Source organism: Paenibacillus agri (assembly GCF_013359945.1).
In the GTDB taxonomy this organism is placed as follows: Bacteria; Bacillota; Bacilli; order Paenibacillales; family Paenibacillaceae; genus Paenibacillus_AQ; species Paenibacillus_AQ agri.
This window is the reverse complement of record NZ_JABWCS010000203.1, coordinates 16998-41517: the sequence shown is the minus strand read 5'-3', so window position 1 is coordinate 41517 and position 24520 is coordinate 16998. Positions and strand designations below refer to the sequence as shown.

General features: G+C 47.1%; 17 protein-coding genes. 2 read left to right on the top strand and 15 right to left on the bottom strand.

Translation table 11 applies throughout. The annotated features are described in order from the left end of the window. Position 1: 1 nt before the first annotated feature. The 9 genes from HPT30_RS09945 to HPT30_RS09905 form a co-directional block, all read right to left on the bottom strand. The gene (locus HPT30_RS09945; protein WP_175371242.1) at positions 2 to 910 is read right to left on the bottom strand and encodes an ABC transporter permease; all 909 of its coding nucleotides are present in this window, start codon (positions 908 to 910) and stop codon (positions 2 to 4) included. Between the two features lie 2 nt (positions 911 to 912). Next, complete coding sequence (locus tag HPT30_RS09940) at positions 913 to 2016, bottom strand: ABC transporter ATP-binding protein (protein WP_175371241.1); 1104 nt, start codon at positions 2014 to 2016, stop codon at positions 913 to 915. Positions 2017 to 2054: 38 nt separating this feature from the next. Continuing rightward, positions 2055 to 3212 (bottom strand): extracellular solute-binding protein, encoded by a 1158-nt coding sequence (locus HPT30_RS09935; protein ID WP_175371240.1) that lies wholly within the window; start codon positions 3210 to 3212, stop codon positions 2055 to 2057. Between the two features lie 537 nt (positions 3213 to 3749). Further along, entirely contained in the window at positions 3750 to 5720 is a 1971-nt protein-coding gene (locus HPT30_RS09930) for a hydantoinase B/oxoprolinase family protein (protein ID WP_175371335.1), read from the bottom strand. Then, positions 5720 to 7765 carry a hydantoinase/oxoprolinase family protein gene (locus tag HPT30_RS09925; protein ID WP_175371239.1) on the bottom strand — a complete coding sequence of 682 codons (2046 nt, stop codon included), beginning with the start codon at positions 7763 to 7765 and terminating at the stop codon, positions 5720 to 5722. The genes HPT30_RS09930 and HPT30_RS09925 overlap by 1 nt, the downstream gene beginning before the upstream one ends. A gap of 329 nt (positions 7766 to 8094) precedes the next feature. Next, positions 8095 to 8838, bottom strand: coding sequence for an FCD domain-containing protein (locus HPT30_RS09920; protein ID WP_175371238.1), 744 nt, complete (start codon positions 8836 to 8838; stop codon positions 8095 to 8097). 154 nt (positions 8839 to 8992) lie between these two features. After that, complete coding sequence (locus HPT30_RS09915; protein WP_175371237.1) at positions 8993 to 9781, bottom strand: DUF4253 domain-containing protein; 789 nt, start codon at positions 9779 to 9781, stop codon at positions 8993 to 8995. A 271-nt stretch (positions 9782 to 10052) separates the two neighbouring features. After that, positions 10053 to 11462, bottom strand: a complete 1410-nt coding sequence (locus tag HPT30_RS09910; protein ID WP_175371236.1) for a DEAD/DEAH box helicase — start codon at positions 11460 to 11462, stop codon at positions 10053 to 10055. Positions 11463 to 11566: 104 nt separating this feature from the next. Beyond that, positions 11567 to 12220 (bottom strand): M48 family metallopeptidase, encoded by a 654-nt coding sequence (locus tag HPT30_RS09905; protein ID WP_175371235.1) that lies wholly within the window; start codon positions 12218 to 12220, stop codon positions 11567 to 11569. A 138-nt stretch (positions 12221 to 12358) separates the two neighbouring features. Here HPT30_RS09905 and HPT30_RS09900 point away from each other — a divergent pair, with 138 nt between their 5' ends. Then, a complete protein-coding gene (locus HPT30_RS09900) occupies positions 12359 to 13252 on the top strand; it encodes a fructose bisphosphate aldolase (protein WP_175371234.1) in 894 nt (297 codons plus the stop codon). A gap of 378 nt (positions 13253 to 13630) precedes the next feature. Here HPT30_RS09900 and HPT30_RS09895 read toward each other — a convergent pair whose 3' ends face one another. The 3 genes from HPT30_RS09895 to HPT30_RS09885 all read right to left on the bottom strand — a co-directional run bounded on the left by HPT30_RS09895 (position 13631) and on the right by HPT30_RS09885 (position 20346). After that, positions 13631 to 18349 (bottom strand): cadherin-like beta sandwich domain-containing protein, encoded by a 4719-nt coding sequence (locus HPT30_RS09895; protein ID WP_175371233.1) that lies wholly within the window; start codon positions 18347 to 18349, stop codon positions 13631 to 13633. Between the two features lie 182 nt (positions 18350 to 18531). Then, complete coding sequence (locus HPT30_RS09890; protein ID WP_066372548.1) at positions 18532 to 19155, bottom strand: hypothetical protein; 624 nt, start codon at positions 19153 to 19155, stop codon at positions 18532 to 18534. Between the two features lie 123 nt (positions 19156 to 19278). Continuing rightward, positions 19279 to 20346 carry an LLM class flavin-dependent oxidoreductase gene (locus tag HPT30_RS09885; RefSeq protein ID WP_175371232.1) on the bottom strand — a complete coding sequence of 356 codons (1068 nt, stop codon included), beginning with the start codon at positions 20344 to 20346 and terminating at the stop codon, positions 19279 to 19281. Between the two features lie 704 nt (positions 20347 to 21050). On the opposite strand from HPT30_RS09885, the gene HPT30_RS30935 reads away from it, so the two are divergent. Continuing rightward, positions 21051 to 21272 (top strand): TetR-like C-terminal domain-containing protein, encoded by a 222-nt coding sequence (locus HPT30_RS30935; RefSeq protein ID WP_175371334.1) that lies wholly within the window; start codon positions 21051 to 21053, stop codon positions 21270 to 21272. A gap of 135 nt (positions 21273 to 21407) precedes the next feature. Here the strand turns inward: HPT30_RS30935 and HPT30_RS09875 are convergent, their stop codons facing one another. The 3 genes from HPT30_RS09875 to HPT30_RS09865 are packed head-to-tail and all read right to left on the bottom strand — an operon-like array spanning position 21408 to position 24496. Then, on the bottom strand, positions 21408 to 22208 hold the full coding sequence (locus HPT30_RS09875) for an alpha/beta hydrolase (protein ID WP_175371231.1): 801 nt from the start codon (positions 22206 to 22208) through the stop codon (positions 21408 to 21410). Further along, positions 22205 to 23236, bottom strand: coding sequence for an ABC transporter substrate-binding protein (locus tag HPT30_RS09870; protein WP_246317011.1), 1032 nt, complete (start codon positions 23234 to 23236; stop codon positions 22205 to 22207). The genes HPT30_RS09875 and HPT30_RS09870 overlap by 4 nt, the downstream gene beginning before the upstream one ends. 51 nt (positions 23237 to 23287) lie before the next feature. Further along, a complete protein-coding gene (locus tag HPT30_RS09865) occupies positions 23288 to 24496 on the bottom strand; it encodes a helix-turn-helix domain-containing protein (protein ID WP_175371230.1) in 1209 nt (402 codons plus the stop codon). Positions 24497 to 24520: the final 24 nt, after the last annotated feature.

The window sequence follows — 24520 nt, the reverse complement described above, 5'->3', positions numbered from 1 at the left end:
CTTATCGACCTCCTACAGTACTGCGTCTGTACATCAACCATTCAGCGGATCGGTTCACTAGTAGGGAGACCAGTATCGAAGCTGCGAACAAAAACAGACTCGCTACCGCAGCCATCGGCCAGTTCGTATCGAGTGTCCGCTGATAAATGAACACAGGCAGGGTCATCACTCGTCCGCCACCGATTAATTGGGGAGTTGTAAAAGCCGTGAGACACAGCGTAAACACGATCTGTACGCCGCTGGCAATTCCTCTTGCCGATAACGGAAAGGTGATCGTGAAGAATGTCCGCCATTTTCCGGCTCCCAAATCATGTGCGGCATGCTTGAGTACCCCGTCATTCTGAAGCAGCACGCTCAATATCGGAAAGACCATGAACGGCAGGAAGATATGCACGAGCGCAATAACGACACCTGTCTCATTATGCATCAGATTAAAGCCCGTCTCCGTAAGGCCCAGCTTCATAAAGATCCAGTTTAGGAAGCCTTGCCGGGAAAGGATGATCATCCATCCATAAGAACGGACCACAGCGCTGATGAGCAGCGGCATGAAGGTAACAAGCAGCATGGCTTGCCGCCAGCCGGAACTGCGCACTCCTGCTATGACATATGCCAGCGGATAAGCCAATAGCAAGCTCCAGAAGGTCACCTTTAGCGCCAGCCGGAAGGTCGAGCCTATCAATTTCCAATAATATGGATCACTTAAGAATGCCTTGTACGTATCCAAGCGCCAGGCTGATACAATGGTCCCCTGCTCAAAAGCATCGAAGCTGAACCGGCTAAAAATCAGCATTCCGGCCAAATAAATAATCCCCATCAGCAGCAGCGCAGGCAGCAGTAACAGCAAGCGCATGAGCCAGGAGGACTGGCTCTGCGACGGCCTTTTAACAGGCCTGCTGGATGCTTTGGTCATGATTACGCCTCCCTCGAGTCATCAAGGAACAGCGCATACTCTCGCTGAAAACCAAGCGCAATCTCTTGCCCCACGCCATATATAGGGTTTCCGGGCTGGTACTGTACATTAGCTGTCAACTCATAGCCGCCGCCAATATCAAGTTTGTAGCGGATGCTCGCACCGCCATATACACTTTCCAGGATCTTTCCGGTCAACTGATTATCACAGCGCTCCGCGCTTTCTCCCAGCCCGACATATTCATAGCGCAGTGAAAGATGACCTGTCGATCCCACGCCAGCTGCCCCCGGGTTCCGCGCTTCAAACGTTCGGCCGCAGCACTCCACGATCAGCTTGGAGCCGCTACTCTCAATCACCTTAGCTTCCAGCAAATTCGTATCCCCGATGAATTTGGCTACAAAGCTGTCTACCGGCCGCTCATAGATTTCACTAGGTGTACCATATTGTAAAATGACGCCGGAGCGCATAACAGCAATGCGGTCAGACAGATTCATCGCTTCATTCTGGTCATGCGTAACAAAGATAAAGGTCCCGCCGAATTCGCGCTGAATACGCTTGAGTTCATGCTGCATATCCAGTCGCAGCTGCATATCAAGCGCAGATAGCGGCTCGTCCAGCAGCAGCACCTCCGGCTTATTGACCAAAGCCCGTGCAATGGCAATCCGCTGTGCCTGACCACCCGACAGCTGCGATATGCTGCGATTGCTGTAATCGGACAGCTGCACAAGCTCCAGCACCTCCGCCACACGTTTCTTGATTTCAGCCTTGCCCAGTTTTTTCACCTTAAGGCCGTATGCAATATTGTTATACACATCCATATGGGGAAACAGCGCCAGCTGCTGGAAAATCATATTCGTATTGCGTCCATAAGCCGGCACTCCGGAAACATCTTTGCCGGAGAGCAGAACGGCCCCCTCATCCGGATGCTCCAATCCACCAAGGATCCGCAGCAGCGTTGTTTTGCCACAGCCGCTGGGGCCAAGCAGGGAGATAAACTCCCCCCGCTTCACCTCCAGTGAAACCTGATTCAAGGCTGTATGCCCGGCGAATTGTTTCACAATATTACGGGCCTCGATGGCTGTTGTCTCAGCATGCTGATTGCTCATGATGCCAATCCCACCTTCCTCCACTTACTTTACAGCTATTACAGATTCGTTTTGACGAGACGATCCCATAGTTCTTTCCACTTGGAGCTGTCCTCAGCCATTTTACTCCAATCCGGGTTGATGCCTTTGCTTTGCACCTCTGCGGAGAAGGATGGATCATTCTTATACTTGTCTGGAACGGTTGCCTTCGTACTAGTGAATGGTGTGCCTGTCTCTTCAGCATAGCGGGTCAACGCATCCGCAGAGATCAGCTCATTGATAATTTCATTAGCCACACGAGCTTGTTCCGGTGTAGATCCTTTTACAATTTGCAAGGAGTACGGGAAGGATATCGCGCCTTCCTTCGGATAGGCAACTGCCAGTGGCGAACCGCCATCAATCCAGGTCTGTGCGACTTGGGCGCTGAACGGTGCGATTAGGGCATCCCCTGAATCAAGCAGGCTCTTAAGCTGATCGTTTGAGGTCACCAGGGTCTGAATTTGGCTGCTATGATCACCCCAGAACTTAAAGGCAGGTTCCGGATTGTCATACGTTGCGCCTAGCTCGTTGCCTTTAACGGCAATCAGCGGCGAAATCACTGGGTAGAACATGTAATCCCAAAGTGCGACTTTGCCTTTGAATTGCTCATTGTCCCACAGATCATTCCAGCTGGTTGGCGGGGTCTTCACAAGATCCTTGTTGTATACCAGGGAGAAGCTGGAGATACCCCATACAATCCCTTTGTTGTCAGCTTGATGATATTGCTCTGGAATGTCAGCAAGATTCGTCACAATAGAAGGATCCAGCGATTCCCACATATCGTCCTTCAGGCCTTTGGCTGAAGCGTCAGCATTGAAATATCCGAAGTTGACAATCGGGTTATTCGGATCAGCTTGCTTGCCGGCAACCATTTTCGGATACATTACAGAGTTGGATGATTCCTCGAAGGTTACTTCGACGTTGGGATGAGCTGCCACATATTTCGCTACAACCTCTTTAGGAACTACATCCTGATTGGAGCCTGCCCAGATGAACATCGTCAGCTTAACTTTGTCTTCCTTACTAGTGCTTGTATTAGTGCTTTGTTCTGAACCTGTGTTACTTCTCGTATTAGATCCGTTGTTAGAAGCTGTGTTGTTACCGCCGCAAGCTGTTACAGCTAACGCAGTCGCCAAGGTAAGTGCAGACAGAGCCAGGGAACGTTTCTTCAATTTCATGGTAATCTCTCCTTGTTTAATGGATCTATATAAGATGAATCTATACAAGATGAACTTAGGATCTGAACGTAAGATACAAACGTAAGATCTGAATGTAAGATCTGAACGTAAAGCTCGGTCGTCATTACGGTGATGTTTGGACTTGAACTCTAATCGGATTCTAAGCCTGTTCAAACAAGCTGACTAACGGGAATTTCTCCAGTTATTTTGCTCATTCCGCAGAGATGGGGCACATTAACAGGAAAAACTCCTGTTATTTCGTCTAATTACTTTCTAAACCTGTCCAAACGAGCTGACTAACGGGAGTTTTTCCAGTTATTTCGCTCATTCTGCAGAAATGTGGCGCATTAACAGGAAAAACTCCTGTTATTCCGACCATTTCCGTCTAATTGCACCCAACTCTGTTAAGAAGACGGAGAGAGTAGATGGGAGTTTTAAATCCTAGAGCCCTAACCTCATTCCTAGAGTCCTGACATCACCAGGATAACGCCTAGTCTTCTATTTGAATGATAATTTCAATTCATATAGTCTTATAAGCTAATGCATTCCCGTTTGACATTTTATATCCTTCATAAGCTTCACGATATCATCAGGGGCGATTTGCACGCCTTGCTGTGCCAGTGCTTCAGCTTTATCCATCGTTCTTCGTTTCAGATAATCACGGAGCGCAAGCGGGTATTGTCGAAGCGCCTGTCCGACAGCCCGCTGCATTTCATCGCTCCATAGCTGCTCGAACTGCTCGCGCTTGCTGCCAAAGCTGAAATCCTCCATATTCTCCTGATGATTGTTCCGAAGAATAGCTGTTGCCGACTCATCGATACCCTGCCCAGCAAGTGCAACTCCGTACAGCGTCTCTGCTGCGTCTTCCGTAAGTAACCCGCTGCGTACATCTTCAAGCACCTCCTGCGGATCACGCAGGAAGGGATCGCCATAGCCGCCTCCACCCTGCGACAGGAATGTTACCGTGTCACCGGGATGAAGCAGAAGCTCATCGATTCTCCCCAAGGAACGCTCCTCTGCAGTCCCGGCATTTTGAATCGCTGCACCAACCTGCCCTACACCGCCGCCGAGCCGGCCCCAAGGCTGGAACTGCATCCGTTCCATATTACGGGCGGTCATAATTGTATCCGGACTAAGGATTTTCACTTTTAGATCAATGCCGCTACCGCCGCGATACTTGCCCGCACCTGCTGAATCCTGACGCAAGCCATATCTTTCAATCAAAATCGGCATCTCAGCTTCCACCGCTTCCGCGGGGATATTCCGCAAATGGCCGACAGCGAAATCCATGCCATCTATGCCGTCCTTCATCGGCCGCGCACCCGATCCACCACAAATCGGCTGAATGACACCAACCTTCTTCCGGCCTGTGACAGGATCTGTGATCGCCAGCATGACGATACAAGCTTGTCCTGCTCCCGCGGCGGGAAGTTTATCGGCCTGCGCCTTACTCATCGCCCCTGTCAGTACATCCATGACACGGATGAAGGTCGCAGCTCTGGCCCCAACCGCCGCCATTGGTTCAGGATTGAGGATCGTTGCTGGCGGCGCATCATTACGAACCATACGGATCATGCCAGAGTTCCACGGAATCGTGGGGTCAACGGTTCTGAAATAGCGAATCAGTGCCGGGACAAGCATATAGTGACCTTGTTTATTCGCCGTGACAATATTAAAAGAAGCACGAACCTGCGGATCGCTTCCATCAAAATCAAGGAAGATTTCTTCACCGGCGATGTCCATCCGGCAGCGAAGACGGATCGGATAGCCACCAGGACCATCCTCCAGATAATCCCAGAAATCATAGGAACCATCCGGAATATCACGGATAATGGCTCTTACCTTAAGCTCCGAATATTGCAGCAAATCAACAATCCCTTGCTCAACTTTATCCAGGCCATAACGGACAATCAGCTCTTGAAGCCTCAGCTCACCCCGATGCAATGCTGCCATCAACGCCTTCAGATCGCCCCAGTTCTGGTCGGGAATACGGCTGTTGTCCAGGAATAGACGAAGTACCTGCTCATTGAGCACGCCTTGATCATACAGCTTCACCGGAGCAATCCGGATGCCCTCCATGTGAATATCATAAGATGTCGGCGAGACGCTGCCTGGCACTTTACCGCCAACATCGGAAGAATGTACGAAGCACATCCCGAAAGCTACTATTTTCCCTTGATGAAAAAAAGGCTTAATCAGATGCACATCTGGTAAATGGGTCGCCATTCCGCCTGTCGCATAGGGATCATTCGTGATGACGATGTCCCCTTCTTTCCAATCCCCGATGGCTTCAATAGTTTCGCCCGCCGGAATGCCAAGGGAAAGATTATAGCCCGTATCCAGTGGCGAGCCAAAAGTTTCTCCCGCTGGTGTCAGCAGATAGGTACCGAAGTCTCCGGTTTCCTTGACGAATGCTGTAAAGCCTGTCCGAAGAACGACATTGGCCATTTCCTCTACAATCGCTTGCACCCGATTTTTAAAAATCTCAAGAAAGACCTTGTCTGTCATCACAATTCGGCCTCCCCGATGATATTTCCAAAACGATCCTTAGTCAGACTGTATCCTGGTGGAACGAATACAGTGGTATCGTACTCATTGATAATAACCGGTCCTGACAACATCTCACCTACGTTCAATTGTTCCCGGTCAGTAATGAAGGCTTGATACTCCTGTCCATCAAAAACAATCGTTCTCCGCTCTGCTTCATAGTTGGTTTTTACAGGCGCTGGGACAACAACAGTCTCCGATTTGCGCGTGACACCAATAATAGTCGCCCGCAGGTTTACAAAGGCTACAGGAGATTCAGGTTGACTAGTCCCAAATACAGCCTCATATTGCTGGTGGAATCTTGCCTCGGCATCAGCAATACTTCCGTATGCCTCACTGGAAAGTGTCACACTGAGATCAAAGGCCTGTCCTTCGTAGCGGATGTCTGCACTGTACATCAGATACGTATGGTCCAGCTCAATACCCTGTTCTGTTTCCTCTGCGATCCAGCGTCTCCCCTGCTCCCCAAGATGTTCGAACCATTGACCCAGCTCACCCGGCTGCAGTTCATCGCTTACCTTGTTCAGAGAATGAACGAAGTCATTTCGTAAATCGGCGACTACACAGCCCATCGCACACAGTGTTCCCGGTGAAGGCGGAATCAGCACTTTGCGGATCCCCACCTCACGAGCCATTAGAAATGCATGCATAGGACCGGCGCCGCCGTAAGCCAGCAGTGTAAAATCACGCGGGTCGACGCCTTTGCGAGCCATGAGCGGTGTAAACTGGGCATACATGTTGGCTGTTGCCACATCCAGTATGGCCTGTGCCGCTGCATAGGAACTCATTCCGAGCTGCTCGCCTAGACGCTCCAGCACCGCCTGAGCCAGATCTGGTCTTAATTCCATCTGTCCGCCCAGGAACCGATCCGCCTGCAAAATGCCCAAATGCAGATAAGCATCAGTTGTAGTCGGTAATGTCCCTCCGCGATTGTAACAGGCCGGGCCCGGACGGGCCCCGACACTACGAGGACCTACTTTCAATACGCCCGCTGAATCTACCCAGGCGATGGAGCCGCCTCCAGCTCCAATGGCAGTCACATCGATGGCCGGAATAATCACTGGAAAATCACCGACTTGATTATCAACGGAATAAGCGGGCTGTCCATCAATCAACGCAACATCCACGCTGGTTCCACCCATGTCAAATGTAACCACCTGATTCAGTCCTGCCATACGAGCTACATGCGTAGCGCCGATGACCCCGGAAGCCGGACCGGACAGCAATGTCTTCACCGGCTCACTGGACGCTCTGGTCGAGGACATGATTCCGCCATTGGACATCGTGGATAGCACCTTGGCTGTCAAACCATACTGCTGCACGCCCTGCTCCAGCCGCTGGAAGTATCCCCCCATTTGCGACCCGACATAGGCATTCATCACCGTAGCCAGCGTTCTTTCGTACTCGCGCTGCTGCGGCCATACACCGCTGCTTGTGCAGACAAACAGCTCTGGATAGTGCTGCTTGATGAGCTGCTCGGCAAGCTGCTCATGCCCGGCATTTTTATAAGAATGCAAGAAGCTGATGGCAATGGCCGTCACGCCCTCTTGTACCAATTCTTCAACGGATTGCAGAAGCTGCTGCTCATTCAAGCTGCGAAAAACTTCGCCGCTGGCGAGGCAGCGCTCATCGATCTCTTTGACCAAACGCCGGGGCACTAGTGGAAGTGCCTTGTCGCCGTATAGATTCGTGGTATTTTCTAATCGCAACCGGCGAATTTCAAGCACATCCCGGAACCCCTCAGTCACAAGGAGTCCGGTTACCGCTCCATTTCGCTCGATTAACGTGTTGACACCAAGCGTCGTCCCATGCACGAACAGGCCAATATCCGCAATATTAATAGAAGCCTTCTGCAGTTGCTCCAACGCATTAAATATAGCTTGTTCCGGGGCATCCGGTATCGAAGGCGTCTTTAGTGAGGCGACCACGCGACCGTCTGCATCCGCGACCATCGCATCCGTAAATGTGCCTCCGATATCTATGCCCAGCCGGTAGCCTTGTTCCACTTCTCTTCCTCCTTAAAGTTTTGCGAAGCAAAACTACTTCGTAAGCATATTCTTAAGTTTTGCGAAGCAAAACTACTTCGTAAGCATCTATAGAAGACGAACTTAAGAAGCAAACGTAAAGCTCGGTCGTCACTACAGTGGAATGTTTGGACTTCCGGTCGCTGTTGTCCCCAGATTTCCTTTTTATAAACCGCTTCTAGCGGTTGAAATCTGGCGACAAAGGCGAGCGCTTCGCTCCTACAGTTCCAAACTTCCCCCTTCGTTCCTCTTCGCTTTTCGTTACGTCCTTTTGTTCGGCTTACATACTTAAGCTTTGCTTCGCAAAACCACTATAGCGACTGTGAATCCTGCTTCAATTGATAATAGCGTTTTACATCCTCAATCATTTGATTGATGTGATCCACCATCGCTTGCTCCGCCTTCTCAGGCGAGCCCTCTGCAATCGCGTCGACGATTCTTTGGTGATCGACAACCAGCTTGCTACCGACAGAATTACGAATAAAGGCTGTGGCAGGCAGTTCGCGGCTTCGATCCCATACCAGCTGAACCGCATGCATCAAGATGTCATTGCGCGCAATTAATGCGAGTAAATGATGGAACTCACGATCTCCTTCATAAGGAATTTGATTCTCGGATAACATTTCAAGCTGTTCTTCTATGGAATTCCGCAAAAGTTCAATATGATCGGGTGTGGCCCGCTGCGCAGCGAGGCTGGCAATTTCGCGCTCAAGCGCCCTTCTGGCGACCAGTACATTAATCATGGCCTTCTGCCCGGACACATTGAGCACTTCCAGTAGACGGGAATTGAGGGTCTCCTGATGAATCCTTTTCTCCAGTTGAGAGAGCCGATTTGCCCCCTTCTCTGTGAGAATGCGCCCTTTTCTTCCCTCTAGCTGAACATAACCTTTCATATCTAATTCCATTAGCTTGCGGCCGATTGTTGCCTGGCTGAGCTCATACTTCTTGCCTACTGTGTGAACCAGTGTGCTTGCGCCCACAGGCTCCCCCACCAATGAAATTGTAGAGAGCAGTTCATGCTCGAGTTGTAAAGATGTCCATTCAAATGATGACATTCATAACATCCTCTCACTTTATAAACAGTTAATCTCTCACGTCGTTACTCACTGATGATTAACTGATTATAAATCTATTTTATTTATATTTCAACTATTCGCACTAATTTAGTGTGGATTTAATTTAAAAGGCCTTAAACTCTAATAGAGATTTTTAATCCCACCAGAAATCCCATTCATTATTTTCCATTAAATAATCCGCATAATGCCCCAGTGTATCGAACCGCTCCAGCACGTATTGGCAAAATATAAAATGCTCCTTGGACAGTCTCAGTGCTGCTTCATACGTCAGCGGCCGTGTGCCGGCTTGTAGAACCCATTTGTCTTGAGTAACAGCCAGAGGGGTAACATGGTATTGCTCCTCCCAATGCTTAAAAACAGCTGCCTGGTATACAGGTAGAGGACATTCATTGTATCCCCCCATCGGAACCCATAGGGGCGCTTCATATCCTGAACCCGCAGGCAATGTCAAAATAATAACGTCATCTGCAGCTTCGATTTTCTCTCTTACCCACTCCGTTGTCAGAACAGAAGTTGCTTCTGTTTCTATCTTTATCTTTTCTTCTCTCACAGCCATCTTCTCATTCAGCATTTCATGGCCTTCCCACACTAAAGCATAGGCTGCATAAATATCTTCAAAGCTCTTCCCCTCAAGATTTTTCTGCTCAAGCGGAAGATCTGCATCCACAAGAATAGACTCAGCAATGCGCCGAAATGTATCCACGATAGATAGGCTATGTACTTCTTTCAGCTCTCTATCAACAACTTCTGCAAGAGACTTCTCTTCTTCTTCCAAAATCTCTTCCAGCATCTCTGCGATGTTATAGCTGGGCACAACCAGAATTCGGTGCTTCCCTTCCTGTGTCAGAGGCAGTGATAATTCCTCTACCGCTACAACCTCAATGTCACAGGACGCAAAGGAATCTACCAGTTCTTCAATCATATTCTTTCTCCTTCTATTCCATAAAATTTGAAATAAAAACGAAACAGTGCATCATTGGTAATTATACTACACTATTACAATTGGCAAACAACATTATCGCTGCAGTCTAAACCATTGAAGGTGAATGATTAGATATAGAATGAGTATCGACTCTTTGGTCCTGAAAATTAACATTTGACCCAATAAAAAACAGCGGCAGCCATGGACGAGAAGATATTGTCCTGGGCTACCGCTGTTCTATTATGCAAATATTTATCCGTTAGCGTTCACCTTAGTGAACTTTGCTTACTCTATTGCTGTTTGTTGGATTACTGTTTGTTCTATTTCCGTTAGGTTTACTGCCGTTTGGTTTGCTGTAGCTAGCTCTATCACTGCTGGCTCTACCGCCGCTAGCTTTACCGCCACCCGCTTTATCGTGGCTGGCATTGCCACTCTTTTTAAACCACTCGGATTTAGGCTTGCGCGCCGGGTTCGCCTTGGACTTGGCCGGTTTGTTGGCTGGTGCCGAGGCTTTGCCAGATTTAAAGGATTGCGGAGGCACGCTCGTCATCGGATAAGGATGATCTTTCACTTCAGGAATCGACTTCTTGATCAATTTCTCAATATCTCTAAGGAACGGAACTTCATCCATCTCACAGAAAGAAATCGCCATTCCGCTATTCCCTGCTCTGCCCGTGCGACCGATACGGTGAACATACGTTTCAGGAATATTAGGAAGATTGAAGTTAATTACGTGCGAGAGCTCCTCAACATCAATACCTCTTGCCGCGATATCCGTTGCCACCAGCACGCGTGTAGCTCCGCTCTTGAAATTGTTCAATGCTTTTTGACGATCTGTCTGAGACTTGTTGCCATGGATGGCCTGTGCAGTAATATTCACTTTGGACAAATCACGTGTAACACGGTCCGCTCCGCGTTTGGTACGGGTGAATACCAATGCTGAAACAATCGATTTATCCTGTAAAATATGGTTCAACAGGTTCTGTTTCTTACCGTTCTCCAGCAAATACACCGATTGCTCAATGCGCTCTGCAGTAGAGGATACCGGGGTAATTTCTACTTTTACTGGATCGACCAGTATCGATTTTACCATTTTAGTGATTTCTGGAGGCATCGTTGCAGAGAAGAACAGCGTCTGTTTCTTACTCGGCATTTTGGAGATAATCCGCTTCACATCATGGATAAAGCCCATATCTAGCATCCGGTCGGCTTCATCAAGCACTAATATTTGCACATATTGCAAGTCAATACGCTTTTGATTGATTAAATCGATAAGTCTACCAGGCGTCGCGATAATAATATCTGCACCTTGGTTCAGCGCCCGCTCCTGCACTTTCTGGGAAACACCACCCACGATAGCGGCACAACGAATGTCGGTGTACCGGCTGTACGCCTTGATATTATCCGAAATCTGAATAGCCAGTTCTCTTGTCGGTGTTAAAATCAAGGAACGAATACGGCGTACCTGTTTGGGAGCATTCGGCTTTTCGCATAGTAATTGAATGATCGGCACAGAAAATGCTGCCGTCTTACCTGTTCCTGTTTGCGCGCAACCAAGCAGATCTCTGCCGGCCAGCACAGCTGGAATCGCCTGTTCTTGTATAGGTGTTGGGGAAGTGTAGTTCGCTCTGCTCAAACCCTCTAAGATGGGGGCGATAATATTCAATTCTTTAAATGTCATTTTGTCTCCTTAATTTACGTACATATATAAATCAAACGTAATTTTCAATTTTAAAACGTAACACATAAAGATATCATAAAAAGGATCGTCTGTATATGGTTATTTCAAAGTGTCATTGCATGTCCATATCTTGCCAAGTACTCTTCCTTCTCTTTATAATCCGGCATGATACTCCCGACACGTCGCCAAAAAGACCGGTCATGATTCATATGCAGCAGATGGCATAGTTCATGGATGACCACATAATCTATCACTTCAAGCGGAGCCATAGCCAGACGGTAGTTGAAGGTAAGTTTTTTATCAAAGCTGCAGCTGCCCCACTTCGTGGTGGACTCGACGATGTCAATCGTCTTCGGCTTTACTCTTAACTGTGCCTGATAAATTTGGATTCGTTCCCCTACGATCTTCTTGCAGCTTGAAAAATAGAACTTCTTAAGGTTCATTTTAAGCTCCTCTTCACTTCCCTCACTCATATCTATAAGTTCATGAAGGTCATATTCTTTTCCCAGATGCAGAAACTTACCTTGTTCTTTATACTCTCTTGGTTTAGGGGCCGCCAAAGCCTTGGCAATCTTCTGTTTCTTCTCCAATATCCATGCCCCGTGTTGTGCCACAGCGCTTCTAATCATTTCTTCGCTTGCTGCTCTGGGCGCTTTAACGGTAATGAGACCAATCGAATCGATCTGGATCTTAAGCTTCTTTCTTTTCCCATACTGCACATGAACCTCTATACTATCGTGGCCTAAATCGACTTTCATATTATCCATCTTTCCTTTATGAATAGAATATTCGAGCAAGCTGCTCTGGGATCTCTAAAAATGTATACCTTCTATTGTAAGTGCTATAATAAAAGCATACATGATTGCCACAATCCACGAAAGGGAAGGGGAACATTCATGAATACGAATACGAAGCAACTGGATCGAATTCACTCCGGACAGGGATTTATCGCGGCCTTGGACCAAAGCGGAGGAAGTACGCCGAAAGCGCTACTGCAATATGGTGTTAAAGAAGATCGCTATTCGAACGAAGACCAAATGTATGAATTAGTCCATGAGATGAGAACACGCATTATCAAGAGCCCGGCTTTTGATGCACAGTACATTCTGGGTGCGATCTTATTCGAGAACACGATGGACCGTTTCATTGACGGACAATATACCGCGGATTACCTGTGGGAACAGAAGGGCATTGTACCCTTTTTAAAAATCGATAAAGGACTGGCCGATCAGACAGACGGAGTTCAGCTTATGAAGCCTATTACTGGCTTGGACGAGCTTCTGAAGCGGGCAGTCGAACGACATATTTTCGGAACAAAAATGCGCTCGGTGATTAAGGAAGCAAATCCCGCTGGGATCAAACAAGTGGTTGAACAGCAGTTTGCCGTCGCCAATCAAATCCTTGATAGCGGGCTTATTCCGATTATCGAACCTGAAGTTGATATCTACAGTGCAGATAAAGAAGCTTCTGAGAAACTGTTAAAAGAAGAACTTACCGCACACTTATCTAACCTTGGCTCTGACGTGAAGGTTATGCTCAAGCTCTCCATCCCGACAGAAGATAATTTCTACCGGGATCTTATAAATGATTCACATGTGCTGCGCGTAGTGGCTTTGTCAGGCGGCTACAGCCAATCTGAAGCCAACGAGAAGCTGGCCCGTCATCACGGACTGATCGCCAGCTTCTCTCGCGGCTTATCCGAAGGATTAAGTGCGGGACAGACCGACAAGGAATTCAACGCCCTGCTGTCCAAGTCCATTCATGCTATTTATGAGGCTTCCATTAAGTAGGCTAGCATATAAAATATTAAACGATATTAAACTGACCTTAGTAAAAGAAACAGCGGCAGTCTTGGACGAGAAAAATCCTAGACTGTCGCTGTTTTATTAACTACAGACACACGTTATTATAGTAAAGATCATCAAGTTCAAAATAATAATAAACCTTCATCGAAAGCCAACTTATGCTTATACAAGATCAGCTTAAGATTCTCACTTAAGACCTTTGCAGGATGGCCCCATAGATGAACACGCTTATACCATAAAACACCACGAGCGCCAAACTAGTTAGCTTAATGACGCATCGTGAAACTAATACTTTATTTAAAACAAAAGGCTGCTCCCCAGATAGGTATTACCTGCCGGGAAACAGCCTTTTATAGCTATGCTTTATTTCTTTAACTGGAGTGCTCTCAGGAGAATTGTTGCCGCTTCTGCGCGGCTTGTGTTCCCTGTCGGTTTCACTGTACCGTCGGTATATCCGTTAATTAGCCCTTGATCAATCGCTGTCTTAAGCGCAGGAAGCGCCCAAGCGGAAATCTTGGAGCTGTCGGAGAAGCTGATGTCCTTGTCAGCCAAAGCCAGTTTAGCAGCTCGAACAACCATTGCTGCAACTTGCTCACGGGTCACCCACTCATCCGGACCGAAGGTGTCTCCGTTATAACCGTCAACAATGCCAAGTGCTGCCGCTGTTGCAATGGTATCGTGCGCCCAATGCGTCTTAGTGTCAGCAAACTCTTTTCCATTCGTAGCTTGAAGGTTAAGGGTCTTCGCGATCATCGTCACGAATTCGGCTCTTGTAATCTTGTTGTCGGGTCTAAAAGTATCATCCGGGTAACCGGTAAGCCCACCGAGGGATACCAATTCCTTGATGCTGACCTCTGCCCAATGTCCGTGGATATCAGCAAAATCTTTTTCTACCTTCGGAATCGAAGGCTCTGTTTTATCAGATACCAGAACAGCAAATTTCGTGAAATGGGTAACTGTTCCGGACACTGTTCCGTTAGCTTGGTCCACTTTCAGGTTGTCCAGCTTCACCCATTTCTTACTCTGCTCATTCAGCCAGTACAAGCCTACAACCGAGTTATTGAAGTTCACCTTCGACGGGTCGAAAGTCAGAGTAATGGTCACCGGTTGGCCAAAATCGCCAGCCTTATTCTTCGTAATCTCATAAACATCACCCAATAGCTTCAATGTGTCATCAGTGGACAAGTTCGAGGATTGAGTTACTTTAGAAACAGTAATCTCGATCCCGCTCTCGATCGATCCGGCTGGCACACTGATTGTTGCTCCATTCAAGGTAAGCACGCCACCGTTCACGGGAATACTCCCCGAATGAACTGGAATATTCCCGCTATTCGTCCCTCCTGACGGAGTCGAAGGGGTCGGAGTCCCTGGTGTTCCAGGATCTGGCGTTCCGGGACCCGGTGTCCCAGGATCCGGTGTTGTCGGGCCTGTAGGATCCGGGATACTCTCTGCAGCACGGGTCACAGTCACCCTGTATGTCTTTTTGAAACCGCTTTGTGCTGTCACTTCGATCGGAATAATGTTGCTTCCAACCTGTAGATCAATACCCCCGCTAGCTTGTCCACTGACCGCCGGAGTACCGTTCACAGTGAACGAAGCCGCACTATCATAGACATTCGCTGTTACCGAAATGCCTGATACTTTGTAGTCAACTTGAGTCGCATAACTAGTTACGTCAGGTGCAAAGAGCGGATTCAACGTACCGCTCGACAAGGTCAGACTGCTCAAATCAGCGTTACTCTTTGCTTCTTCTGCTGCTTTTCTAATCACGTCCACAGTATAAGTCTTGCTGGAGCCATCCTTAGCTGTCACTACAATGGTGAGCTCATTGCTGCCAGCATTCAAATTGATCAAGTCACTGGCTTGACCACTCGTTCCTGGAGTGCCGTTCACAGTGAATGTAGCAGCACTATCATAGACGCTTGCGGTTACGGTAATGCCCGATACGTCATTGTCCACCTGTGATGTGTAGTGAGTCAAAGCACCTTCGAACACAGGATTCAGAGTTCCACTGGATAACTTCAGGTCGCTCAAATCAGCGCTGCTACTATCCTCTTCCGCTGCTTCCCGAATCACGGTCACGGTATAGGTCTTAGTAGAACCATTACGTGCAGTCACAGTGAAAGGAATGTCATTCTTTCCAACAGACAACTTCAATGTATGAGCTGTTTCATTGGTGTACGGTTCGCCTTGGGCTGTCAGACTCGCTTTTGCATCACTAGCCTTTGCCGTGATATTCAACGATTCAACGGAATGAGGGACAGTCACACTGTACTCGGTGATTCCGGCATCGAACGATGGAGACAACGTACCTGTATCTACAGTCAACTTGTCCAGTGTTGAAACATCAATTAATTTTCCAGCCAGCATATCTCCTTGAACAAGTGCAAAGTCTGCTACCACCTGATGCGAATAGTCCTCAGCAGCGTTAAGAATAAAATTCTCCAGGTCGTTCCAAACCGGCAAAATATTCGTTACAAAACGCTCTTCAAACTTATAATCCAGTTCATCGGACACCTTATCCAGGCGAGAATCCGCATAAGCATAAGCCTTGGCTGCGTCAATCAGATATTGCTCCAGCTCATCCTTATTTTTGAATGGCTTATCGGTGTAATCTCCCTTAAACGGCGAGACTTCCCGGATCAGGAACGAACGATTCGAAGCTTCGAGTACGCCCAGATAAGCATCGGTATCTACTGCGGTCTTGATATATGCATCTTTAGAGATATAAGCATCCCGCGTTTGTTCTTTTACATCAAGCAAAATATCATCCGTGTTGGCATTACTTGGACCTTCGATCAGCACATTGTAACGTTCTACCCCTATGCTGCCAATACCCTGGTGAATACGGCGTACAATATCCTTAATTGTAAAATAGGCATTAAACTGGTCATCGCTAAGGTTCGGGAAATTGGCTCTGACTTGCGTCTTATAATTTTCCCAGTCACCTTTTAATGATGCTACTTCAGCCTCAGTGGCCAGTTCAAACTTATCGGGATTACCATCGATATTTAATTTCCCATTCAACGCCCGCTTACCCAGCAGCTTTTGCAGCGCCTCGGCATAAGACACTTTGGAGACTTTGTCCATGACACTTTGGGTATATGCCGTAACATTGCTTCTCGTAAGCTTGGTCGCTTTCTTGCTGTTATCGTTATTAATCTCAATCAGTGTATCCTTATAAGTATCCAGGAACGTTTTAGAGACGTCACGGAAATCAGCATCCTGCAAATTCGCGAGACCCGAGCTGTCTTTATCGTATTTTACGACATAAGTACTTGTGACAAAACGGATTAAATCATCATAGAAGCTTCCGATTCCGGCGGAGTCCACGTCGTTCAGACTGAACACCATCAGATCTTTGCTATCATTAAAAGTACCGACATTCTGAATATGCGCATCGCCTTGCGTGTAGGTTAAAATATCCTTGTCTTTCCACCCGGCAATGATCGAAGCAGGAGATGGGATCAGCCCAGACGCAAGATCGGATTTGAACAACGAATGCGTACCACGCAAGAACGTGTACTCGTTCGCTCCCATGGCGCTGCTCCCATACTTATATTCTTTGGTTATTGCATCATTGAAACTGGTGTTGTCATCTACAATACTATGTTCTACTTTCTGTTTGCGTGCCTCATCCGAAAGAACCGGCGAGCTGTAACGTAGTAGAGAAATGCTAATCGGTTCAGAAGCTAACCAATCATTATCCTGCATAGCCTCTGACTTCACAATCACCTTAAGTTGCGCAGTATCCATCACAGGAGTGGTAGCAGTCCCCGAAATGGAGAAGGTAATCGTGTTGTCACTGCTTTGCCCCTCAGCCGCGATTTTCCAGTCTCCAGAAGGAAGTCCTGACACACTGTATGCATCGGAGCTCAGTGTCCCATTGGCCGGAATCCCTGCCGTAAGATTCAACTGGAAGCGAGCGTTCAGATCCTTCGCACCACTCATTTTAATAGAAGATGACGCTGGAACCGCTGCAATTTTGTTGGATGGTGTGAATTTAACTAATGTCGCGGTGTTGTTCTTTTGGTATACGCTTACTGGATTAGTTGGTTTGTTGGATTGGTCCCAAGCTCCAGGGTTAATCTCAAAAGTAAGATTGGCATCGCTAACAATGTTGGCCGTGCCATCACCGGTAATCGTAATCTCGATCCCCTCACCACTGGCACTAGCCGTCGCAAACAATCCCGCAGGAAGTCCGGTTACAGTGAAGTCTTCGGAAGCCCATTGGCCTTGTTTCACAATACCGTTAAAAGCGGTGAGGGTGATTTTGTTATGAGCTGGATCAACGGTTGACCCAGATTTCATTTGTACGCTCTGATTATTCTCCAGAATCGCATACGCGGCTGTACTACTGGAGTTGCGTGGCTTGCTATCTTTTATTTTTTCAAAGTCCTTGCTATTATTGCGGGTATCCCAGTTATTCCCCCGATTTGGAGTCGCAGCTGAATTCGTGCTCTTCTCGGGATCAAGCGGATCGAATACTAATCGTTGTATCGTGGACTGCTTACCCGTTTGCGCCGCCGGACTGCCCAAGGAAGCATCCACTTCCGGGTCGTATCCAACAAAATCAATGACATTGTCTTTTAACGTGTCCTTCATCGGGTCATTGGAGGTCAAGCTTTGGGTAGTATTCAAGAGTGCCAGCTTACCGCTATTATTTCCTATTTTAAAAGAACTCTCTGCAGCATCCGGCTGAGGCAATTGGCTTCCAACATTCCCATTGCTGCCAAGCGCAACAAGATAATAACCGTACCCCGGTATATTGGCAGTTGGCGAACCCAGAATTGCTGCCTTCCAGCTATTTTTCTTATTATCAGCATATTGGATAGACCAGCCGTTAAGCGAAATCGGCTCCGCTGTAGGGTTATATAATTCTACAAAGTCGTTAGTATACAGATCGAGAACATCATCTTTTTTGCCTCCATAAAACTGGCTGATGACTATATTCTTCGCCAGATTATTGGTATTTATCGGGCCTGTTGCTGCTTGGCCTGTCCCTGCGAAAGACCACAATGATTGAACGACCATCGCTGCTACAAGAACGACCGCCAGCCAGCGCTGATTCCTTATCTTCAAGTTAGTTGACCCCTCTCCCAATTAAAAATTCACGTTATTATATCAACTGAATGTAATAGGAGGGTTAAGGGAAAAGCAGCATAAAATTAAATTAATAAAAGTTTAACAAACTCCCTATTCTAAAACACAAAAAAACGGCATCTCTGCCGTTTTTCCGAAGTCTTTCCTATGTTGATTCCATTTTAGTCCAAGCCATGTTCTTTACGGATATGATACAAGCCTTGAACAAGCAGTTCCGCAGGGTCACGGTTGAGTTGCAAATGAGTCAGCAATAAATGAAGCGGAATTGCGCACACATTACTGCCTTCCGTAATCTCTGGAAATCCGGTTTCGAACATAGGGCCGTGCTCCTGATTCCAGGCCAGGCCTGCATGAACCTGCTGGGGTGCGAATTCTTCCTGGACAGCCGCGATGCAATGCGGAACCAGTACATTATCGATGACTGCTTTTGCTTCCTCTTCGCTCTCTGGCGGTTTAGGAAGCGCCTTGCCCCCGGGAATCTTCATCATTTCATAGTAGAACGAAGCCAGCCACACTTCCGGTTTATTGCCCGACTGGAATCTCGCAACCAATTCCCGCAGGAAAAAGCCGCATGAATATCCATTGCCGGACTCATCCTTCACATTGTACACAAAAACTGGGCCGTAAGCTTCCATGTTCAATACTTGCCCTTCAACATCCTGGAATTTCATTCGCAATGCAACGAGGCTGTTATGATGGACTGCCTTCAGAAGTTCAGTCCAATCCTCTTCGGACATTTCCGGTTGCTTGTTGTTCTCTTCCTCAATTGGTGTCTCATTAGTCATTATAAATTCACCTCACATCTATCATACCATCAAAATTCATAGGGCAATAGTGACATCCTGATGGTACTTTGCCAGGGGTTACGACTATGCTATAAGTTATCCCGCCACTTAAGTCTACAAGCGTCAAGCTCTCTCCATGTCCTGCTCTTGCTCCCAGCGAGAAATTTCATCACGCACACGAGGTGCCACTTCGGTTCCGAGCAGCCTAATGGCTTCCATCACCTCTGCATGCGGCATTGTACCATGTGGGACATGTAGCAGGAATCTCGTAATGCCCACTTCTTTGCGCAGATAAATGATTTTGTTCGCGACGGTCTCCGGATCACCTACATATAAGGCCCCGTCAAACTTGCACGCTGCATCATAATCTGCACGATGATAGGGGGGCAGCCCTTTTTCCACTGCTCTAAAATTCGTCCGGGCATGTGTGGAAGGGAAAAACTGCTCAAGCGCCTTCTCATTACTCTCTGCAATAAAACCATGGGAGTGCGTGGCAATCGGCAACCGCGAGACATCGTGGCCCGCTTTGGCAGCCGCTTCTTTATAAAGCTTTACATGCGCTGCATATTGTGAAGGATTCACATTCCCAATAATCGCGAGTGCAAAAGGTAAACCCATGGCTCCGGCGCGAATGGCTGACTCCGGACTACCCGCACTGCCAATCCATACCGGCAAACGATCCTGCACCGGGCGGGGATAGATTCCCAGATTATCTATTGCTGCTCTATGTTTACCGCTCCAAGTGACTTTCTCCGATTGCTGAATTTGCAGCAACAGCTCCAGCTTCTCATCAAAGAGCTCCTCATAATCTTTCACATCGTAGCCGAATAGCGGGAATGATTCCATAAACGATCCACGCCCTACCATAATCTCTGCACGGCCGTTGGATACTGCGTCAAGCGTGGCAAAATCCTGAAATACGCGCACCGGATCAGAAGACGAAAGAATCATTACCGCACTCGTAAGCCGAATTCTTGAAGTCAGGGATGCAGCCGCGGCCATGACCACAGCAGGTGCTGAAGCTGCAAAATCAGGACGATGATGTTCACCAACACCATACACATCCAATCCCACTTGATCTGCCAGCACGATTTCCTCCACCACTTCACTTATGCGTTCAGCATGACTCATTGTCTTACCAGTATGTACATCAGGCGTTGTCTCAACAAAGGTGCTTACACCAATTTCCACTACTTGTTTCCTCCTAGTACGTATTTGTTGTCTACGATTCTAGCTACCATAGTAAACGACAACAAATCAAGTTGATCATTCTATTCTATCTCTTTATAGTTAAATATTCAAAATATTAAATATGAACATTTTGTATATATAAGACGAACTTAAGGTCCAAACGTAAGGCTCGGTCGTCAGCTACACTACAGGATAATTAATCGGCTAATCAATGAACACCCCATTTGGTTTCTGCTACATACTCTCTCCAATAAAATCGACTATTTATTTATGGATCTACTTGATATATTCATCTAAATACAGTAAATAAAATGACTGCTCCTAAAGAAAAAAGCAGTATTGTTATTATGTTTATCTTGGTAGGTTTACAAATAAGATCAACAATTATCCAAATAGCAAATATCGAAGCTGCCAACCATAAATTAAACTCCGAAGGATAAAATATAATTAAACTGAAGATAGTTAACGAAATTACTGCATTTATTATCTTCTCAATCATAAATCCTCCTTTCACTACTCTTATATTCAATATTTCGTTTTCTCATCGACAAAATCATAACATTATTGTATGAAAATAGCATATACACTCTGGATTTTTAATAAAAAAATTCATAGTTTTAATAATTGAATTGACTACTCTATTGACCTTTATTTTCTTCCATAATAATGAAAACTTTATTCAACACCTGATCTAAAATGATTTAATCCATATTCTGAATCAAAAGTTTTATGATTATTTAAATGAAATTGGTACTGTTCTGCAGCTTAGCCAGACTGACACCGAATACTCATTAGCCTTTATTTCATCTGGCTTGGTGGGTATTCTGGTGTATTGGTTTAAACAAAATAAAGCAATGCCCATTGACGAATTGGCACTTCTGGTTAGTGATATTTTAAAACCTAAAACGGTTGGTGAAATGCTCTAAATCACATGTAAAATCACAGGTACACGTTTATGGATTTTATCAAAGTGTTGCTGTCATAAATTAACCACGTACACAAATGAACCGCAGGCAATTTGCCTGCGGCTAGGTTCTTTTATCAAGTCGGCTGATCGATCCTCACGACCATATAAACCTCGGCAAACGGGCCAGCATTCCCGGAAGAACACTTACATGGTCCTCATCCTCAAACCGGATTACATCCGTGGTAATTCCCCTGTCACTTAATGCCCGCATCGCTTGCCCCATTCGATCACTTCCGTCCAGCATATGAGGCAACTCACGAGCACCAGTAGTTAGCTGTAGACGAATAGTTGCGCTGCTCTGCCACGTCTGCGTGAACTGCATCTGCTCTTCGAAGATCTTATCTTCAGCCCACCAGGTGGATGGACTACCGGCAGCATAATGCGTAAATAAATGCGGTCTTGCAAATAAAGCATGCAGTACAAGCAGTCCACCCAGCGAGTGACCAACAATCAGTTGTCGGCTTGAATCGATCGGCCATTCACCAGCAATTACCGGTTTAAGCTCCCGTTCAATAAAATCCAGAAATTGATCCGCCCCACCATGCGGTGGCCACGGTCGGCCCTCGGGCCTGGCCGGGAGTACGCTACCTTCTGCTGGTATCGTAAAATCCAGGCAGCGCCGATTCATATCAAACGGCTCTTTGGACGGATACCCGATCCCGATAACAAGAACAGGCCCTAACCCCTTGGGCTTTCGCGTCTGCAGCCTGACTGTTTCGGCAACGGTCTGGAACAACGCATCCCCATCCAGCGCATAGATAACCGGATATCCGTTAACCGGAGCTTCTTCTACTGGAGTTCCGATCAGAATTCTGTAATGATCGCCACGACTAGATGACATCTCATATTCATAACAGCGGTCGGCAATGTAGGGGTTCCTGGTCAGCTTGTTCATGGTGTCAAGAAGCTTACAATATCATCTATAACCTTGCTCTGTGCAATAACGCCCCCTGTAAGCCAGTATTCGCTCGCCGTCTCAAATACATTGCCATTTTTCACAGCTGGAGTGCTCTTCCAAATGCTGCTTTCCTTCAGCTCGTTTAAAGTGGCATCCCCTGAATTACCGTCCTTAACAAGGAAGATATAATCCACATCCAGTTTAGGCAATACCTCATATGAAACTGCAGCAGTTGAGCCTTGGATAGATTCAGGCTGGCTTAAGCCCAGATCATGTGCCAGTACATATCCGCTGAAATAATCGCTAGTCATAAAAAACATCCCTTTAGAATTAAAGCGAATGACCGCCGCCTTTTTCCCTTCAATGACCGTCCCCAGCTTCTCCTTGGCAGCTGTCACCTTCTCCGCATAACCTGCCAGAACTTCTGCTGCCTTCTCCTGTTCGCCTAACATTTCCCCGAGCGTTAGCAGTGAATGAGAGAAATCGGTTGTGGCGCTCTGAAATACATAGGTCGGGGCGATCTTCGAGTATTGCTCGTAAATGCCATTCTCGGCAAAATTTTTGTTATGCAAAATAATCAAATCAGGCGTATAGCTCATCACCGCTTCGGAGGCAGGCGGTAAGCCCTTTGTAAAGGTAATAACAGGTACATCGGCTAGTTGATCCTGTAAGTATTCCTGAATTCGAGCCCCATTCGACCATTGAACAACGGGCTTAACCCCCAAGGATGCCAGTGAATCCTCCAGTATAGGAGCAAAAATCCGCGTCGGTTTTGCAGGGATCGTCACCTCATGTCCAAGCTCATCCTTAATTACTAGTGGATAAGTTGCTGTGGCCTGTGCTTCCTCTGTTGAGGCCTGCTCTGCTTCTGCTGCAACAGGCGCTTCCTCTGCCGGGACCGTCGTAGACTCAGACACAGTGTTATTCTCCCCTGTACCACATCCAGCCATGAGAACAGCCAGTAAGCTTATTCCTGTTAGCATCAACAACAGCCTTTGATACTTCTTGTTCCATACGTTAATCAAAATCGTTCACCCCCCAATACTTGTATTGATAATAATTCTCACAAGAATGGATTATACGCCCACCCTTGCCCATAGGCCATGGACAGAGGCAGGATCGGGATTTGGATTTTTCCCAGTCAGCAGCATGAACGTTTCTTCCAATATACGATAAACAGCCACTGCCGAATATTCGAGCCAAGGATTGGATGGCAGCAAATAGAGTTGTCCCAGCTGGACCGCACGAAGCTTCTGCCACTGCGGATTGTGCTGAAGAGCAAGCCAGTGATGCCGTGTACGGGCATTTAGACAGACCATGAGCAGCAGCCGATCCGGATTTATCGCTAACACTTCTTCTAAAGTAATCGGCTTGTTGCAAACTTCTTGCTGCTGGAATGCTGTGGACAGACCCAGATCCTGAAAGAGCACGTCACGAATACCTCTGTTGGTATAAAGAAAGAGATTTTCGTCCGATAGACGTAGCACAGCAAATTGATCCTGTCCCGCCGCTTGACGAATTTCCGGTCTGATCTCGGTTAATCTTGCTTCATAGGTATCTATCCAGGCCTGACCTACCTCCTGCTTGTTCAATACATCAGCCATCTCTCTAAGCTGTAATTTCCAGTCTTCGGACTTGACATTAACGGTTCGTATGCCCGCCATCTCCACCGAACGATCCGCATTTTCGTCAAATGGCTTCCGGATGAACACAATGTCCGGCTTTGCTGCCAGCAGCATCTTCATATTCTCTTCATCCTTACCACTATTCTGGTAATGCAAATGCACTTGAATGGCGGATTGATAATAATAATGGTAATAGGGTGTCCATTTAGGGTCCATTGGAGCGGCAATCGGAATGATCCCTAGAGCCAGCAAATTTCCAGTCAGCTCAGTGCAGGTCGTAGAAATACGGTTAAAGAACTTTTTACTGTACACAGACGGCGCAATCCCGACCTCCTTCTTAAACTTGCGGCTGAAATAAAATTCATCGCTATAGCCACAAGCCCGGGCAACATCACGCAGCCCCCACTCAGTATCGCGCAGTAGTTGCTTCGCATGGCCGATCCGCAGGGACGTCAAATAATCCGTCACACTTTGCCCGAAGGTTTTCTTAAATGCTTCACTAAAATACTTTGTGCTCAGCCCTGCTGCCTGAGCTAGAATATCTAGAGTTAACGGTTCTCCAAAATGAGTGGATATATAATCGCGCATTTGCTTCATAGGCACCCGTTCCTGAGCCTCTCCCACTCGACCGGAAGCAATTGCTGCAAGCCGATTCTCCATTGAAACCTTCCTCCTTCACAATCT

Excerpts from the sequence above, each read along its gene's own strand:
- HPT30_RS09930 (WP_175371335.1), bottom strand. The coding sequence starts at position 5,720 with ATGACAGACAAGGTCTTTCTTGAGATTTTTAAAAATCGGGTGCAAGCG.
- HPT30_RS09900 (WP_175371234.1), top strand. The coding sequence starts at position 12,359 with ATGAATACGAATACGAAGCAACTGGATCGAATTCACTCCGGACAGGGA.
- HPT30_RS09945 (WP_175371242.1), bottom strand. The coding sequence starts at position 910 with ATGACCAAAGCATCCAGCAGGCCTGTTAAAAGGCCGTCGCAGAGCCAG.
- HPT30_RS09905 (WP_175371235.1), bottom strand. The coding sequence starts at position 12,220 with ATGAAAGTCGATTTAGGCCACGATAGTATAGAGGTTCATGTGCAGTAT.
- HPT30_RS09935 (WP_175371240.1), bottom strand. The coding sequence starts at position 3,212 with ATGAAATTGAAGAAACGTTCCCTGGCTCTGTCTGCACTTACCTTGGCG.
- HPT30_RS09920 (WP_175371238.1), bottom strand. The coding sequence starts at position 8,838 with ATGTCATCATTTGAATGGACATCTTTACAACTCGAGCATGAACTGCTC.
- HPT30_RS09915 (WP_175371237.1), bottom strand. The coding sequence starts at position 9,781 with ATGATTGAAGAACTGGTAGATTCCTTTGCGTCCTGTGACATTGAGGTT.
- HPT30_RS09875 (WP_175371231.1), bottom strand. The coding sequence starts at position 22,208 with ATGAACAAGCTGACCAGGAACCCCTACATTGCCGACCGCTGTTATGAA.
- HPT30_RS09865 (WP_175371230.1), bottom strand. The coding sequence starts at position 24,496 with ATGGAGAATCGGCTTGCAGCAATTGCTTCCGGTCGAGTGGGAGAGGCT.
- HPT30_RS09940 (WP_175371241.1), bottom strand. The coding sequence starts at position 2,016 with ATGAGCAATCAGCATGCTGAGACAACAGCCATCGAGGCCCGTAATATT.
- HPT30_RS09890 (WP_066372548.1), bottom strand. The coding sequence starts at position 19,155 with ATGACTAATGAGACACCAATTGAGGAAGAGAACAACAAGCAACCGGAA.
- HPT30_RS09910 (WP_175371236.1), bottom strand. The coding sequence starts at position 11,462 with ATGACATTTAAAGAATTGAATATTATCGCCCCCATCTTAGAGGGTTTG.